General features: G+C 74.9%; 17 protein-coding genes. 10 read left to right on the top strand and 7 right to left on the bottom strand.

What is annotated here, in order from left to right:
* Positions 1-11: 11 nt before the first annotated feature.
* A complete protein-coding gene (locus LG274_RS03785; protein WP_248117155.1) occupies positions 12-260 on the bottom strand; it encodes a WhiB family transcriptional regulator in 249 nt (82 codons plus the stop codon).
* A gap of 369 nt (positions 261-629) precedes the next feature.
* Between LG274_RS03785 and LG274_RS03780 the strand changes: the two genes are divergently transcribed.
* Positions 630-1,049 (top strand): hypothetical protein, encoded by a 420-nt coding sequence (locus tag LG274_RS03780; protein ID WP_298713762.1) that lies wholly within the window; start codon positions 630-632, stop codon positions 1,047-1,049.
* Between the two features lie 87 nt (positions 1,050-1,136).
* On the opposite strand, the gene LG274_RS03775 is transcribed toward LG274_RS03780, so the two are convergent.
* Entirely contained in the window at positions 1,137-1,508 is a 372-nt protein-coding gene (locus LG274_RS03775; protein ID WP_248117151.1) for a DUF1844 domain-containing protein, read from the bottom strand.
* A 285-nt stretch (positions 1,509-1,793) separates the two neighbouring features.
* Here LG274_RS03775 and infC point away from each other — a divergent pair, with 285 nt between their 5' ends.
* The 4 genes from infC to LG274_RS03755 all read left to right on the top strand — a co-directional run bounded on the left by infC (position 1,794) and on the right by LG274_RS03755 (position 4,756).
* The gene (infC, locus tag LG274_RS03770; protein ID WP_404466000.1) at positions 1,794-2,957 is read left to right on the top strand and encodes a translation initiation factor IF-3; all 1,164 of its coding nucleotides are present in this window, start codon (positions 1,794-1,796) and stop codon (positions 2,955-2,957) included.
* A gap of 117 nt (positions 2,958-3,074) precedes the next feature.
* On the top strand, positions 3,075-3,269 hold the full coding sequence (gene rpmI / locus LG274_RS03765) for a 50S ribosomal protein L35 (RefSeq protein ID WP_248117147.1): 195 nt from the start codon (positions 3,075-3,077) through the stop codon (positions 3,267-3,269).
* A gap of 86 nt (positions 3,270-3,355) precedes the next feature.
* A complete protein-coding gene (gene rplT, locus LG274_RS03760) occupies positions 3,356-3,742 on the top strand; it encodes a 50S ribosomal protein L20 (protein ID WP_298713759.1) in 387 nt (128 codons plus the stop codon).
* A gap of 126 nt (positions 3,743-3,868) precedes the next feature.
* Positions 3,869-4,756: an RNA methyltransferase gene (locus tag LG274_RS03755; RefSeq protein ID WP_366370901.1), complete on the top strand. Its 888-nt coding sequence runs from the start codon at positions 3,869-3,871 to the stop codon at positions 4,754-4,756.
* A 112-nt stretch (positions 4,757-4,868) separates the two neighbouring features.
* On the opposite strand, the gene LG274_RS03750 is transcribed toward LG274_RS03755, so the two are convergent.
* A complete protein-coding gene (locus tag LG274_RS03750) occupies positions 4,869-5,144 on the bottom strand; it encodes a GlsB/YeaQ/YmgE family stress response membrane protein (RefSeq protein WP_319076231.1) in 276 nt (91 codons plus the stop codon).
* A gap of 119 nt (positions 5,145-5,263) precedes the next feature.
* Positions 5,264-6,493 (bottom strand): MFS transporter, encoded by a 1,230-nt coding sequence (locus LG274_RS03745; protein WP_298713753.1) that lies wholly within the window; start codon positions 6,491-6,493, stop codon positions 5,264-5,266.
* 56 nt (positions 6,494-6,549) lie between these two features.
* On the opposite strand from LG274_RS03745, the gene LG274_RS03740 reads away from it, so the two are divergent.
* The gene (locus LG274_RS03740; RefSeq protein WP_404465480.1) at positions 6,550-7,032 is read left to right on the top strand and encodes a (deoxy)nucleoside triphosphate pyrophosphohydrolase; all 483 of its coding nucleotides are present in this window, start codon (positions 6,550-6,552) and stop codon (positions 7,030-7,032) included.
* Between the two features lie 18 nt (positions 7,033-7,050).
* On the opposite strand, the gene LG274_RS03735 is transcribed toward LG274_RS03740, so the two are convergent.
* Positions 7,051-8,163 carry an Rv2578c family radical SAM protein gene (locus LG274_RS03735; protein WP_404465478.1) on the bottom strand — a complete coding sequence of 371 codons (1,113 nt, stop codon included), beginning with the start codon at positions 8,161-8,163 and terminating at the stop codon, positions 7,051-7,053.
* A gap of 72 nt (positions 8,164-8,235) precedes the next feature.
* Here LG274_RS03735 and LG274_RS03730 point away from each other — a divergent pair, with 72 nt between their 5' ends.
* The gene (locus LG274_RS03730; RefSeq protein ID WP_404465476.1) at positions 8,236-8,892 is read left to right on the top strand and encodes a pyroglutamyl-peptidase I; all 657 of its coding nucleotides are present in this window, start codon (positions 8,236-8,238) and stop codon (positions 8,890-8,892) included.
* A 50-nt stretch (positions 8,893-8,942) separates the two neighbouring features.
* Here LG274_RS03730 and LG274_RS03725 read toward each other — a convergent pair whose 3' ends face one another.
* Complete coding sequence (locus LG274_RS03725) at positions 8,943-9,377, bottom strand: hypothetical protein (RefSeq protein WP_298713742.1); 435 nt, start codon at positions 9,375-9,377, stop codon at positions 8,943-8,945.
* Positions 9,374-9,796: a CHY zinc finger protein gene (locus LG274_RS03720; RefSeq protein WP_366370904.1), complete on the bottom strand. Its 423-nt coding sequence runs from the start codon at positions 9,794-9,796 to the stop codon at positions 9,374-9,376. The genes LG274_RS03725 and LG274_RS03720 overlap by 4 nt, the downstream gene beginning before the upstream one ends.
* An 86-nt stretch (positions 9,797-9,882) precedes the next feature.
* Between LG274_RS03720 and pheS the strand changes: the two genes are divergently transcribed.
* The 3 genes from pheS to LG274_RS03705 are packed head-to-tail and all read left to right on the top strand — an operon-like array spanning position 9,883 to position 14,211.
* The gene (gene pheS / locus LG274_RS03715) at positions 9,883-10,965 is read left to right on the top strand and encodes a phenylalanine--tRNA ligase subunit alpha (RefSeq protein ID WP_248117127.1); all 1,083 of its coding nucleotides are present in this window, start codon (positions 9,883-9,885) and stop codon (positions 10,963-10,965) included.
* A 4-nt stretch (positions 10,966-10,969) separates the two neighbouring features.
* Positions 10,970-13,546: a phenylalanine--tRNA ligase subunit beta gene (gene pheT, locus LG274_RS03710; protein WP_404465473.1), complete on the top strand. Its 2,577-nt coding sequence runs from the start codon at positions 10,970-10,972 to the stop codon at positions 13,544-13,546.
* Positions 13,547-13,557: 11 nt separating this feature from the next.
* Entirely contained in the window at positions 13,558-14,211 is a 654-nt protein-coding gene (locus LG274_RS03705; RefSeq protein ID WP_298713730.1) for a 4'-phosphopantetheinyl transferase superfamily protein, read from the top strand.
* Positions 14,212-14,220 lie beyond the last annotated feature (9 nt).

Here is a 14,220-nt window from a genome sequence, read left to right as displayed (position 1 = left end):
GCGTCGGCGGGTCAGGACGCGCGGCGCGCGCGGGCGGCCCGGCGCTTCATGGCCCGGCGCTCGTCCTCGCTCATGCCGCCCCAGACGCCGGAGTCCTGGCCGGACTCCATGGCCCACTTGAGGCACGTGTCGATCACGTCGCACGTGCGGCACACGGCCTTGGCCTCCTCGATCTGGAGGAGGGCCGGGCCGGTGTTGCCCACCGGGAAGAAGAGCTCCGGGTCCTTGTCGAGACACGCGGCCTTGCTGCGCCAATCCATGGGGATGCTCGCTTTCTGTCTAGTGTCCCGGGTCCGTCGTGGGTCCCCGGGGAGTCGTGGCCGCGGCCTGGAGTGGGCGCTCGGGGCTCCACGGGCTCTGGGCCGGGCCCCGGGGCGTGCACGACCCGGTCATCAGAACGGGGACCGAGTCTTGGCGATTCGGCCCCCGTCGATTGCATTGGGAACAATCCTCGCACGGGGCCCCAGTGTGAACAAGAGGTGAATGACAACGATCACAGGCCGCGCGGGTGAGTCGTTCGTCACCTCGGCGAGCGGCATCCGCGGCCGGGAGCGCGTAGCGTGGAGCCGGCCGCGCGCCCCGCTGCCGACCGCCCATCGTCGTCTCGACCACCCGAAGGGGAGTCCCCCATGGCCCCGTCCCGTCGCCGCCCGCCCGCGGCCGTCCTGCTGGTGGCGGGCGTGCTCGCCGCCCAGTCGATCGCCCTGCTGTGGCTCGCCGTGGACGCCCTGGCCCACGTGGGCGGCGGCGTCCTGCCGTCCGGAGCCCAGGTGTTCCTCGCGGTGCTCTACCTGCTGCTCGGGGTGTGGGTCGGCGCCGCCGCCGTGGCCATGGTGCGCGGGCGTGCCTGGAGTCGGGGCGCCACCACCGCGGTGCAGCTGTTCGCCGTGCTGCTCTCGTGGTGGCTCATCAGCATGGGCGCCGCACCGCTGGGGGCGGGGCTGCTGGTGCTCTCCGGCGCCGCCCTCATCGCGCTGTTCACGGGTCCGGTCACCCGGCACCTCTCACCCGCCTCCGATGGGACGCCCGCCGGCGCGGACCGCCGCTGAGGCGTCAGCCGGCACGGACCCGGGCTCCGGGACGACGACGGGCCGCCGCCTCCGAGGGAGGCGGCGGCCCGTCTGTGGTGGGCGCGGTCAGTTGACCGGGCCGGTGAGCTTCTCGCCCGGGCCCTTGCCCGGCGCGTCCGGGAAGGGGGAGGCCTCGCGGAAGGCGAGCTGCAGGGAGCGCAGGCCGTCGCGGAGCGGGCCGGCGTGCTGGCTGCCGATCTCGGGGGCGGCGGACACCACGAGGCCGGCGAGGGCCGTGATGAGCTTGCGGGCCTCGTCGAGGTCGATGAGCTCTCGCGCGTCCGGGCTGTCGGCGAGTCCCACCTTCACGGCGGCGGCGGTCATGAGGTGCACGGCCGTGGTGGTGATGACCTCCACGGCGGGGACCTCGTGGATGTCGCGGATCTCGGCCGGCGCGCCGGCGTCCTGCGGGGCCTGGGGGTGACGTTCATCGGTCATGGTGGTAAGCTTCCCACAGACCACTCCCGGTCTGTGCACGCAGCAGTCTGGCCCACGGGCCCGGTGCCGCGGCGCCAGCCCCGGGAGGACAAGTGGAGGCCTCCTCCCACCCGCGTCAGCAGCATGTCCGGCACCGCCGGGCCGAGTTGCCGGGTCACCGATCGGTCCGCCGGGCGCGTCTCGCCCGTCGCGTCCCGTTGTCGAGGGTCCCGTCCGTCGGGATCGCGTCGAGGCCTCCGTCTGCGTCACCGCAGGGGAGGCCTTCTCTGGTTTCAGAGGCCCGTCCTGTCGCGCCGCGCGGAGTCCACCCCGTCGTCTCAACACAGGAGTAGCGCCATCAGCGATCCCCGCATCAACGAGCGTATTCGCGTTCCGGAAGTCCGCCTCGTCGGCCCGAACGGCGAGCAGGCCGGCATCGTCCGCATCGAGGACGCACTGCGGCTCGCGGCCGAGGCCGACCTCGACCTCGTGGAGGTGGCCCCCACGGCCAAGCCTCCGGTGTGCAAGCTGATGGACTTCGGCAAGTACAAGTACGAGGCCGCCGTGAAGGCCCGTGAATCGCGCAAGAACCAGGTGAACACGGTCCTCAAGGAGGTCCGCTTCCGCCTGAAGATCGACACGCACGACTACGAGACGAAGACCGGCCACGCCAAGAAGTTCCTGGGCCAGGGTGACAAGGTGAAGGCCATCATCCAGTTCCGCGGCCGCGAGCAGCAGCGCCCGGAGCTCGGCATCAAGCTCCTGCACAAGTTCGCGGAGGACGTTGCGGACCTGGGCAGCGTCGAGTCGCAGCCGCGCCAGGACGGTCGCAACATGGTCATGGTCATCGGCCCGCACAAGACCAAGGCGGAGGCCCGCGCCGAGCAGCGCAAGGACTCCGGCGAGGGTCATCGCGAGCGTGCCGACGGCGGCTCGCGCCGTGACCAGGCCGCCCGTGAGGCGCGTGCCGCCGCGGAGAAGAAGGCCAAGGAGAACGCCGCGCCCGTCTCGAACTCGGTGGGCGACGCGTTCCCGGAGGAGCTGCGCCGTCTCGCGGCCGAGCCGCGCACCACCCCGTCGGCTCCTGCGGTGGAGGCCCCCGAGGCCCCGGCGTCGCAGGCGCCCTCCGAGTCCGTGAAGGCCCCCGCGCCGCAGGCGCGCCCGGCGGCCCAGGAGCGGCCCGCCCGCCCGCAGGCGGCTCCGCGTCCGCAGTCCGCGCCCCGCTCGGCCGAGCCGCGCCGCGGCGCCGCGCCGACGTCGGAGTCCGCTCCGCGCCCCGCGGCCCAGCCGAGCGCCCCGGCACCGGTCACCCAGCCGGCGTCGGCGCCGAAGCCCGCCGCCGCCCCCAAGCCCGTCGCGACCCCGAAGCCCGGTGCCCCCAAGCCGGGCGCCGTTCGGCCGATGCCCACCCCGCCCAAGCCCGGCGTCCCGCGTGGCGGTGCGCCGAAGCCGGGCGCCAAGGGGGCCTGAGCGTCGACGTCGGCCCTCGGGCCGTCCCAGTCCAGCCCATCCCGCACGGGATGGGTGAGCACAGCACTGCCGCACCACCCGTGTCCGGCAGCTGAAGAACGAAGGAGAACGGCAGCCATGCCGAAGATGAAGACCCACAGCGGTGCCAAGAAGCGCTTCCGCGTGACCGGCTCCGGCAAGATCATGCGCCAGCAGGCCAACCGCCGCCACTACCTGGAGCACAAGTCCTCGCGCCTGACCCGCCGCCTCGCCGGCGACAAGGTCGTCTCCAAGGGCAGCATCAAGACCATCAAGCGGATGCTCGGCATCTGATCACCCCCGTCCGGCCCTGTGCCGGGCACCCTCCCGCCGACGTGCTCTCGGACGCACCGGCGGGGCATCACAGATAGGAGTCGCACGTGGCACGTGTGAAGCGGGCAGTGAACGCCCACAAGAAGCGTCGGACCATGCTGGACCGCGCGTCCGGCTACCGCGGTCAGCGGTCTCGCCTGTACCGCAAGGCGAAGGAGCAGCTGCTCCACTCGTTCACCTACAACTACCAGCACCGTCACAAGCGCAAGGGCGACTTCCGCCGCCTGTGGATCACCCGCATCAACGCGGCCGCCCGCGCCAACGGCATGACCTACAACCGCTTCATGCAGGGCCTGAAGCTGGCCGGCGTCGAGGTCGACCGCCGCATGCTGGCCGAGATCGCCGTCTCGGACGCCGCCACCTTCACCGCCCTGGTGAAGACCGCGCGCGCCGCGCTGCCCGAGGACGTGAACGCCCCGGCCGCCGGCCGCTGAGCCGACACGGAGCGCGCGTCGCGCGGTTCGCGCGCGAACGTGAGCACCACGCCGATGGGGGCGGGCCGATTCCGGCCCGCCCCCATCGGCGTCCCCGCCCCTGCCCCACCCCGAAGGAGCCCCCGCATGACCCCGGACGCCGCCCTGCTCGCCAATCCTCGGGCGGACCGCGTCCGTGCCGTCGCCGCACTGGCCACCCGTTCCGCCCGACGCCGCACGGGCACGTTCCTCGTGGAGGGCCCCCAGGGGTGCCGCGAAGCCCTGCGCGCCCACCTGGGCGAGGGGCCGGCGCCCGTCGAGCAATGGCCCGCCGGCCACGTCCTGGTGCAGGTGTTCGTGGGGGAGGGGCTCGCCGAGCGCGACCCGGACCTTGCCGCACTGGTGGGGCGCCTGACCGACGTGCCCGTGCGCACGGCCACGGCCGAGGTGCTCGGCGCGATGTCGGATGCGGTGACGGCACAGGGGATCGTGGCGGTGGCCCGGATCCCCGAGGAGCGCTCGGCGTCGGCCGTGCTGGAGGGCGCCCGCCTGGCCGCGGTGCTCTGCCGGGTGCAGGACCCCGGCAACGCGGGGACCGTCCTGCGGGCCGCGGACGCCGCGGGCGCGGACGCCGTGGTCCTCACCCCGGGCTCCGTGGACCCCTTCAACCCGAAGGTGGTGCGGTCCACCGCGGGATCGCTCTTCCACGTGCCGTTGGCGGTCGGCGTGCCGGTGGGAGAGGCGGCGGAGCGGGCGCGGGCCGCGGGCCTGCAGGTGTGGGCGGCCGACGGCTATGCGCCGGACCGCCTGGACACGCTGCCCCGTGACATCACGGGCGGGCCCACGGCGTGGCTGTTCGGCAACGAGGCCCAGGGCCTGGACGACGAGGAGATGTCCCGGGCCGACCGTCGCGTGGCGGTGCCGCTGTACGGGGCGGCCGAGTCCCTGAACGTGGGCACGGCCGCCACGGTGTGCCTCTACGCCTCCGCGATGGCGGCTCCGCGCGACGGAGACGCCCGGGCCGACGGGGCCTGACCCCGGGGCCCGCCGGACGCGGGAGGCCCGCGATGCGGGCATGCGAAAGGGGCGGGAGACCGGGTGTCCGGTCCCCCGCCCCTTTCAGGCGGTGCGTGTCAGATCGCGAGGATCAGACGCGGGTGCCGCGGCCCATGCGGCCGGCGACGGCCTGCCAGATGGCTGCAACGATGACGCCGCCAAGGATCGCGAAGATCCAGGTGGTCAGGGAGAAGAACTCCTGGTTGGGGTTGAAGCCCAGGAGCTGGCCGATCCAGCCGCCGAGGAGAGCGCCGAGGACGCCGGTGATGAGCGCGCCGATCCAGCCCGAGCCCTGCGAGCCGGGGAGGATCATGCGGGCGATGGCGCCGGCGATGAGGCCGAGGATGATCCAAGCAATGAAGCCCATGATGAAGACCTTTCGATGGTGGGACGTGCACTTGTGTGACGCCGTTACGCCTGCGACTGTATCAACCCCTATGGGGGTATGTCACCCGCTGACAACCGATCAATGCGGTGACCCGACTCTCATTTTCCCGACGCGGAAATCCGTCTGCGGCTCACCAGGATCAGGGAAAGTGCCAGTCCGAGCGCCGCGATCCCCGCGCCGATCGTGGGCGGGACCTGCAGGGATGCCCCCGCGCCGATCGCCGTCGCCCCCACCCAGGCGCCCATCGCGTTGGCCATGTTCAGCGCGGAGTGATTGAGGGACCCGGCCAGCTGCGGGGCGGACGGCGCGGAGTCCACCAGCAGCACCTGGAGGGCCGGGGCGATGCCGGAGCCGGTCACCGCCACCAGGAAGAGGAACACGATCATGACGGGCAGCCACGAGGCGGTGAGGCCGACACCGAGCAGCGCCACCGCGCTCGCCGCGAAGCTCACGCGCAGGGTCAGCACGGGGTCGCGGTCGGTGAGGGCGCCGCCCACGAGCGTCCCGACCACCATGCCCACGCCGTAGAGCGCCAGGACGGCGGGGACCCACCGCGGATCCAGCCCCGCAACCCGGGTCAGGAGCGGCGTGATGTAGGTGTAGAGGGCGAACATCCCCGCGAACCCGATCACCCCGACGGCGACGGTCGCCCACAGCCGCGGGGAGGCGAGGCCACGGACCTCGTTCGCCACGGACGAGCCCGGCGGGGCGGGCACCGGAGGTACGAGGAATGCGGTCGCCGCGATGCAGCCGACGGCGCAGATCGCCACGATCACGAACATCCAGCGCCAGCCGGACGCCTGGCCCACGGCCGTGGCCAGGGGCACCCCGATCACGTTGGCCACCGAGAGCCCCGCCATGACCCACGCGATCGCCTGGCCGCGCCGGGCGGGGCCGGCGAGGTCCGCGGCCGCGAGGGCGGCGGCGGAGAAGAACGCACCGTGGGGCAGGCCCGAGACGAAGCGCGCGAGCATCATGGTGGTGACGTCCGGGGCCAGCAGGGAGGCCGCGTGGCCGATCGCGAAGAGGGCCATGAGCAGCATGCTCGTGAGCCGGCGGTCCATGCGCGCGCACGCGGCGGCGAGGACGGGGGCGCCCACGACCACACCGAGGGCGTACATGGAGATGAGCACGCCGCCGGTCTCCAATCCCACGCCGAGGTCGTCGACCGCCTGCGGCAGGAGCCCCATCATCGCGAACTCGGTGGTGCCGATCGCGAAGCTGCCGAGGGCGAGCGCCAGGATCGCGGGGAGCAGGCGGGCGGGGCGGCGCCGCACGAGGGCGTCAGGCCCGGAGGGGGTGGGAGAGTCGGGAGAGGGGGTCAGCACCGCTCAAGCCTACGGAGTGCACCGGGCGGGTCGCCGCCGCTGGCTAGGGTGGCCACATGACCTCCGACACATCGCACGCCACGCCCACCGTGCCGCCCCCGCCGGCGAGGCGGACGGTGGTGGGTGTCGCCCTCCTCGACGACGCCGCGGCCCCGCGTGTCCTCCTGGCGGCCCGCCGCAGCGCCCCCGCGTCCCTGGCCGGGCTGTGGGAGTTCCCGGGCGGCAAGGTCGAGCCGGGGGAGTCGGACCGCGAGGCGCTGCTGCGCGAGATCCGGGAGGAGCTCGGCGCGCGCGTGCGGCTGGGCGCGGAGGTGGCGGCTCCGGAGACGATCGGATGGAAGCTGGCCGACGGCGCCCGGATGCGCGTGTTCTACGGCGTCCTCGAGCAGGGATCGGCCGAACCGGCGGCCCTGCAGGACCATGACCGGCTCGCGTGGACGCCCCTGACCGCCGAGGACCTCCACGCCCACCCGTGGATCCCCGCCGACCGGCCGATCGTGGACGCCGTGCTGGCGCAGCTGGAGGACGCCTTCGCCTGAGCGCGGCGGCCGCCGCGCTCAGAAGAGCGCGGGCTGCGCCTCCGCGAGGTCCGAGCGACCCGCCGTCGGCCCGGGACGCCCCGTCCGCCGCGGCGCGGGAGCGGGGGAGCCGTCCGTGCGCGGGCCGTCGTCGCGCCGCACGCCGTGCGCGCCGTGGCGGCCGAGCCCGTGCCGCCGGGCGGCCTCGGCCGCGGACCGCGCGAGCGTGCGGCGGTAGGCGGCCGGGGCATACGAGGACCGGGCGTACATCTGGCGGTACCCCTCCAGCAGATGGGGATGGTCCCGCTCGATCCACGCGAGGTACCACTCCCGGGCGCCGGGACGCAGGTGGAGGGCGCCGGCCAGCGCGTGGGCGGCGCCCGCTCCGGCGACCGCCCGCATGAGCGCGTCGATCTGCCCCTCCGAGTCCGTCAGCCACGGCAGCAGGGGCATGGCCATGACGGTGACCTCGGCCCCGGCGGAGGCGAGCTGCTCGATGAGGCGCAGCCGCGCGGCCGGGGACGGCGTCCCCGGCTCCACCGCTGCCGCCACGGCCGGGTCCAGGACCGCCAGGGAGAGGGAGACCTGCACGGGCACGGACCGGGAGGCGGCACGCAGCAGCGGGACGTCCCGAGCGAGCAGGGTGCCCTTGGTGAGCACGGAGAACGGGGTGCCCGAGTCCGCGAGGGCGGCGATGATCCCGGGCATGAGCCGGTACCGGCCCTCGGCGCGCTGGTAGGGGTCCGTGTTGGTGCCCAGCGCCACGCTCTGGCGGCCCCACGTGGGCCGCGCGAGCTCCCGGCGCAGCACCTCGGGGGCGTTCACCTTCACGACGATCTGCCGGTCGAAGTCCGCCCCGGCGTCCAGGTTCAGGAACGAGTGCGTGCTGCGGGCGTAGCAGTACCGGCACGCGTGGGTGCAGCCGCGGTACGGGTTCACGGTCCAGCGGAACGGCATCGCCGAGGACTCCGGGACGGAGTTCAGCACGCTCTTGGCCAGGACCTCGTGGAACGTGATGCCTGCGAACTCGGGCGTGGTGATGCTCCGCTGCAGGTCCGAGAGCGGGAGCAGAGCGGGGGCTCCGGCCGGTGTGCCGTCCTCCGCCTGCTCGGATCCGCCCTCGGACCGCAGGGTCTGCGCTTCCCATCGCATGACCTCAGTAGAACACATGTTCGAATGACATCGCAAGCATGTTCGATTCCTCTTCGCGCCTACCCTGGGCGCATGACCGTCCACGCCACCCCCGTCCGCGTCCTCCTCACGGGCTTCGAGCCCTTCGGCGGGGACGCCCACAACCCCTCGATCGCCGCCGCGCGCGCCGCCGTCGGCCTCCTTTCGACGCAGGGGGTGAGCGCGCACGCCGTCGAGCTGCCGTGCGTGTTCGCCGCGGCCGGGCCCGCGCTGGCCGCCGCACTGGGGGAGATGCACCCGGAGGCCGTGGTCGCCGTCGGGCTGGCGGGCGGCACCGGGTCCGTGCGCGTGGAGCGCGTGGCCGTGAACCTGCAGGACGCCCGCATTCCGGACAACGCGGGGGACCAGCCGGTGGACCGGCCCGTGCGGCTCGGCGGCCCGGCCGCGCACTTCGCCACGCTGCCCGTCAAGCGCGCCGTCGCCCGCATCCGCGCGGCCGGCGTGCCCGCAGAGCCCTCGCTCTCGGCGGGCGCCTTCGTGTGCAACCACGTCATGTACGCGCTGCTCGACGCTCCGGGGACGGCGCGCGCCGCCGGGTTCGTGCACGTGCCGTGGGACATCGAGCACCGGCCGACGGCGGACGCGCCCGGGCTGCCGGCCGCCGACCTCGCACGCGCCGTGGCGGAGACCGCGTTGGCCGCGCTCGACGGCGGCGCGGACCTGACCGTCCCCGGCGGCACCCTGCACTGAGGGACGCTCCGCCCGCGCCCGAGCCCCGTTCCGCCCGACCCGGCCGCCGCTCAGCCGCGTCGCCGGAGCGGCCGAAGCGAGAGCGTGCGGATCACGGGCCGCTCCACGTAGCCGCCGCGCACCAGCCCGGCGCCACGCTCGAACGCGTTGCGGGAGGCCGGGTCGCCCGTGCGCCAGGAGGACCACGCCGCCGCGAGCGCGTAGGCCGGCAGGAACGGCAGCCCGAGGCACGCCGCGTACTGCGCCGCGTGGGCGCCCTCGTGCCGCCACAGTTCCGGCGTCATCCGCAGCCCGGGCCGGGTGAACACCACGTCGCCCACCGTGAACGCGGCCCCACCCGGGAAGGGGGCCGTCCACCCGCGCGCCTCGATGAGGCCCAGGGGACCCGGCCGCAGCTCGCAGCGCGCGACGACGGCGCCCACGAGTCCCAGGGGCGTGGACAGGTTCACGAGGTTCCACAGGCCGCGGGTCCGGGCGGCCCTCATCGGTCGGACCCCTCGGCCGCGGCCCGGCCGGGCTCCGGCACCGCGAAGTACAGGTGCGCGTGGGCCGAGCAGCCGGGGTTGAAGCCCGCCCCGCACGAGGGGCACGCCGGCGAGGCGGGCGAGGCGCCGCCGTCGCCGTCCGGGGAGGCGGCCATGGCCGCGCGATACGCGTGGACACTCAGCTCGGCGCGGCACACTCCGCACAGGACATGCGGCCGGGCGAAGTCCGTGGCCGGCACGGGGACGGCCGGGTGGCCGGCGAGCTCGGCGTGGCACCGGTGGCAGGGCCAGTAGGCGTCGCAGCACGCGAAGCGCATCGCGACGACGTCGCGGGGGCTCGCGTAGTGGGCGCACCGGGTCTGCCCGTCCACGGCGACCCCGCGGACGGGCACGGACGGCGGGACGGGGGCGTCGGTCATGCCGCTCAGCGTAGAGGTGTCCGTCCCCACCCGGACACTAGACTGGGCCCGCCCCCATCAGCCAGCACGCGAAGGTCGTTGCCCCCATGACACCCAGCACCGAGCCCGGCGCGGAGTCCGCCGCGCCCGCTCCGGAGATCTCCCCCGTGGACGCCGAGGCGGTGGACGCGGCCGTGCAGGCCGCCCTCGCCGCCTTCGAGTCCGCGGACGACCTGGACGAGCTCAAGGCCGCCCGCCTGGCACACACCGGCGACCGCGCCCCGCTCACCCTGGCCAACAAGGGGATCGGTGCCCTGCCCAAGGAGCGCAAGGCCGAGGCCGGCAAGGTCATGGGCGCCGCGCGCGGCCGCATGAACAAGGCACTCGCGGCCCGCACCGCGGTGCTGGAGGCCGAGCACGCCGAGCGGATCCTGCGCGAGGAGACCGTGGACGTGACGGCCGCCGTCCGGCGCCGCCGCCCGGGCGCCCGCCATCCGCTGTCCCTGACCATGGACCGGGTCTCCGAGATCTTCGTCGGCATGGGCTGGGAGATCGCGGAGGGCCCCGAGCTGGAGTCCGAGTGGTTCAACTTCGACGCGCTCAACTTCGCCCCGGACCACCCGGCGCGCGAGATGCAGGACACCTTCTTCGTGGAGCCCGCCGAGGCCCATCTGCTCCTGCGCACCCACACCTCCCCCGTGCAGATGCGCTCCCTCCTGGAGCGCGGCGCGCCCACCTACGTGCTCTGCCCGGGCCGCACGTTCCGCACGGATGAGCTGGACGCCACCCACACCCCGGTGTTCCACCAGTTCGAGGGCCTGGCCGTGGACCGCGGCCTCACCATGGCCCACCTGCGCGGCACGCTCGAGTACTTCGCGCGGCAGATGTTCGGCGCGGAGGCGGCCATCCGCCTGCGTCCCAACTTCTTCCCCTTCACCGAGCCCTCCGCCGAGCTGGACATCTGGCATCCCGGCGCCAAGGGCGGCCCCCGCTGGATCGAGTGGGGCGGCTGCGGCATGGTCCACCCGAACGTGCTGCGCGCCGCCGGCCTGGACCCGGACGAGTTCTCCGGCTTCGCGTTCGGCATGGGCGTGGAGCGCACGCTCATGTTCCGCAACGAGGTCCCGGACATGCGGGACATGATCGAGGGCGACGTCCGCTTCTCCCAGCACTTCGGCATGGAGGTCTGATCCAATGCGCATCCCCCTGAACTGGCTCCGGGAGTTCGTCCCCGTCCCCGCCGACCACCGCGCGGAGGACGTCATGGCGGACCTCGTCCGCGTCGGCCTCGAGGAGGAGGACGTCCACCGTCCCGCCGCCGAGCTCGAGGGCCCCATCGTGGTGGGCCAGGTGCTCACCAAGGAGCCCGAGCCCCAGAAGAACGGCAAGACCATCAACTGGTGCTCCGTCCGCGTGGTGCCCGACGGCGCCGAGCAGACCCTCACGGGCGAGGGCGTCGACCCCTCCGGCGTGCAGGGCATCGTGTGCGGCGCGCAGAACTTCGAGGTCGGGGACAAGGTGGCCGTGTGCCTGCCCGGCGCCGTCCTGCCCGGCGACTTCCGCATCAGCCCCCGCCAGACCTACGGCCACGTCTCGGCCGGCATGATGGCCTCCGTCCGCGAGCTCGGCCTGGGCGAGGACCACGAGGGCATCCTGGTGCTCTCCACCCTCGGTCTGGATCCGGAGCTCGGCGCCGACGTGCGCGACGTCCTGGACCTGCGGGACGAGGCCGCCGAGATCAATGTGACGCCGGACCGTGGCTACGTGTTCTCGATGCGCGGTGTGGCCCGCGAGTACGCGCACGCCACGGGCAGGCCGTTCACGGACCCGGCGGAGGCCGTCGCCCCGCCCGCGGCCGACGACGCCGGCGTGCCCGTCACGCTCGACGACGACGCGCCCATCTACGGGAACCCGGGCTGCACGCGCTTCGTGGCCCGCACCGTGACCGGCGTGGACGCCTCCCGTCCGACGCCGCCGTGGCTGGCCTCACGGCTGCGCCTTGCCGGGATCCGCTCCATCTCCCTGCCGGTGGACGTCTCCAACTACGTCATGTGGGAGCTGGGCCAGCCGCTGCACTTCTACGACGCGGACAAGCTCCAGGGCGGCATCACCGTGCGCCGGGCCGCCCCGGGGGAGACCCTCACCACGCTCGACGGCAAGGAGCGCACCCTCGACGCCGAGGACCTGGTCATCGCGGACGAGGTCGGCGCCGTGGGCCTGGCGGGCGTCATGGGCGGGGAGCGCACCGAGGTCTCGGACGCCACCACGGCCGTCGTGATCGAGTCGGCCAACTTCGATCCGGTCTCCATCGCCCGCACCCGCCGCCGCCACCGCCTGCCCTCCGAGGCCTCGAAGCGCAACGAGCGCGGCGTGGACTGGGAGGTCGCGGACGAGGCCGCCGAGCGCGCCGTGCAGCTACTCGTCGAGCTGGCCGGCGGCGTGGCCGCCGAGGGCGTCACGGACGTCGGCGAGCGCCCGGCCCCCGCCGTCGTCGAGATGGCGGCGGACTACCCGACCGCCCGCGTGGGCGTGGAGTACACCCCGGACGAGGTCGTGGAGACCCTGCGCTCCCTCGGCGCCGAGGTGGAGGTCGGCGAGACCGGCGACGGCGGTGCGCCGCTGCTGCGCGTCACCGCTCCGTCCTGGCGCACGGACCTGCAGATCCCCGAGGACCTGGTCGAGGAGGTCGCGCGCCTGCGCGGCTACGACCAGATCCCCTCCGTGGTCCCGGTCGCGCCCCCGGGCCGCGGCTTCACGCGCGCCCAGGCCCAGCGCCGCCGCGTCGCCGCCGCGCTCGCGGCCGGCGGGCACACCGAGGTCCTGACGTACCCGTTCGTCTCCGAGGAGCAGAACCGCCGGTTCGGCGCCGCGACGGATGCGGCCGCCGACGCGCTCGCGACGGTCTCGCTCGCCAACCCGATCTCCTCCCAGTTCCGGTTCCTGCGCACCTCGCTGCTGCCGGGCCTCGTGGAGACCGCGCGCCGCAACCTGGGCCGCGGCTTCCGTGACCTCGCGCTGGCCGAGGTGGGCCGCGTGTTCCTGCCCTCGGGCGCGCTCGGCTCGCCCGAGGTGCCGCCGCGCGGCGTGCACCCCTCCGCCGAGGTGCTCGAGGGACTGTCCTCCGGCGTGCCCGCGCAGCCGTGGCACGTGGGCGGTGTCCTCGTCGGGCACGAGGCCCCCGTGGGCCCCGGCGCCGCCGGGCGCGCCGTGGACTGGCAGGACGCCGTGTCCGCCGCGCTGGACGTCGCGGACCTGCTCGGGGTCGAGCTCACGGTCCGGCAGGGCGCGCACCACGCGTTCCACCCCGGGCGCGCCGCCGAGCTCGTCGTGGCCGTCGCGGACGGCGAGGCCGTCGTCGGCGTGGCCGGCGAGCTCCACCCCCAGTGGCTCGAGGCGGAGGACCTGCCCGCGCGCCTGAGCGCGTGGGAGCTGGACCTGGACGCGCTGTCCGCGGCGGCGCCCGAGGCCGTCGTCGCCGAGGCCATCTCCACGTACCCGCCCAGCACGCAGGACGTCGCCCTCGTCGTCGACGCCGCCGTGGTGGCCGGGGACGTGCGCGCGACCCTCGCCGAGGGGGCGGGCGAGCTGCTCGAGGACGTCGCGCTGTTCGACGTGTACGAGGGGCCGGGGGTGCCCGAGGGCACGAAGTCGCTGGCGTTCTCCCTGCGCTTCCGGGCCCCGGACCGCACGCTCACCGCGGACGAGGCCTCCGAGGCCCGCGCCGCGGCCACCGAGCTCGCGGCCCGGCGCCACGGCGCGGTGCAGCGCTGAACGGTCCTCCCGTGGGCGCGCGCCACGCTCCCGCCCCGGGTGGCCTTCCGGGCCGCTGGGGTCTGACGACGGCCGTCTCCGCACCCGCGGGGGCGGCCGTCGCCGCCACCGCCGCCCTCCTGGAGGAGATCGCGTCGGCGCTCGCCGATGTGTGGGGGGAGCCGGTGGGCCCGCTGGGGCTGGGGCACGCGTGCCCGGCCTGCGGGGGGACGGACCACGGGGCGCCCTCCCTCACGGGGCTGCCGACCGGCCGCTGCGCGCTCGTCTCGTTCACGCACGTGGCGGTGCCCGGGGCGCCGGGCATGCGCGTCCGGCTCGGCGCGTGGTGGGCCGGAGCGGGGCGGGGGGCCGGCCTCGGGCTGGACCTGGAGCGGGAGGACGCGCCGGCCTTCGCGACGGACGCCGCGCTCGGGGACGTCGCCTTCTCGCCTCGGGAGCGCGGCTGGCTCGCAGATCACGACGAGGCCGCCCGCCCGGCCGCCCGCGCGGTGCTGTGGACCCGCAAGGAGGCTGTCGTGAAGGCCGCCGGGACGGGCTTCACCGGTGATCCGACCGACGTCCCCGCCCTGCGGCCTCCCGCGGGCATGCGCGTGGTCGACCTCGACGACACGGTCGTCCCCGGCGCCGTCGGGGCGCTGGCCTTCCGGGTGCGACGCGGACGATGACCGCGCGCG

The sequence above is a fragment of the Micrococcus antarcticus genome (assembly GCF_044872765.1).
Classification (GTDB): domain Bacteria; phylum Actinomycetota; class Actinomycetes; order Actinomycetales; family Micrococcaceae; genus Micrococcus.
This window is presented reverse-complemented; position numbering and strand designations above follow the sequence as displayed.

Bases quoted from the DNA above. Each gene is read 5' to 3' on its own strand.
- LG274_RS03720 (WP_366370904.1), bottom strand. From the start codon at position 9,796: ATGACCGACGCCCCCGTCCCGCCGTCCGTGCCCGTCCGCGGGGTCGCC.
- LG274_RS03785 (WP_248117155.1), bottom strand. From the start codon at position 260: ATGGATTGGCGCAGCAAGGCCGCGTGTCTCGACAAGGACCCGGAGCTC.
- LG274_RS03780 (WP_298713762.1), top strand. From the start codon at position 630: ATGGCCCCGTCCCGTCGCCGCCCGCCCGCGGCCGTCCTGCTGGTGGCG.
- LG274_RS03725 (WP_298713742.1), bottom strand. From the start codon at position 9,377: ATGAGGGCCGCCCGGACCCGCGGCCTGTGGAACCTCGTGAACCTGTCC.
- pheT (WP_404465473.1), top strand. From the start codon at position 10,970: ATGCGCATCCCCCTGAACTGGCTCCGGGAGTTCGTCCCCGTCCCCGCC.
- LG274_RS03750 (WP_319076231.1), bottom strand. From the start codon at position 5,144: ATGGGCTTCATTGCTTGGATCATCCTCGGCCTCATCGCCGGCGCCATC.
- rpmI (WP_248117147.1), top strand. From the start codon at position 3,075: ATGCCGAAGATGAAGACCCACAGCGGTGCCAAGAAGCGCTTCCGCGTG.
- LG274_RS03755 (WP_366370901.1), top strand. From the start codon at position 3,869: ATGACCCCGGACGCCGCCCTGCTCGCCAATCCTCGGGCGGACCGCGTC.
- LG274_RS03730 (WP_404465476.1), top strand. From the start codon at position 8,236: ATGACCGTCCACGCCACCCCCGTCCGCGTCCTCCTCACGGGCTTCGAG.
- LG274_RS03775 (WP_248117151.1), bottom strand. From the start codon at position 1,508: ATGACCGATGAACGTCACCCCCAGGCCCCGCAGGACGCCGGCGCGCCG.
- pheS (WP_248117127.1), top strand. From the start codon at position 9,883: ATGACACCCAGCACCGAGCCCGGCGCGGAGTCCGCCGCGCCCGCTCCG.
- LG274_RS03735 (WP_404465478.1), bottom strand. From the start codon at position 8,163: ATGCGATGGGAAGCGCAGACCCTGCGGTCCGAGGGCGGATCCGAGCAG.
- LG274_RS03740 (WP_404465480.1), top strand. From the start codon at position 6,550: ATGACCTCCGACACATCGCACGCCACGCCCACCGTGCCGCCCCCGCCG.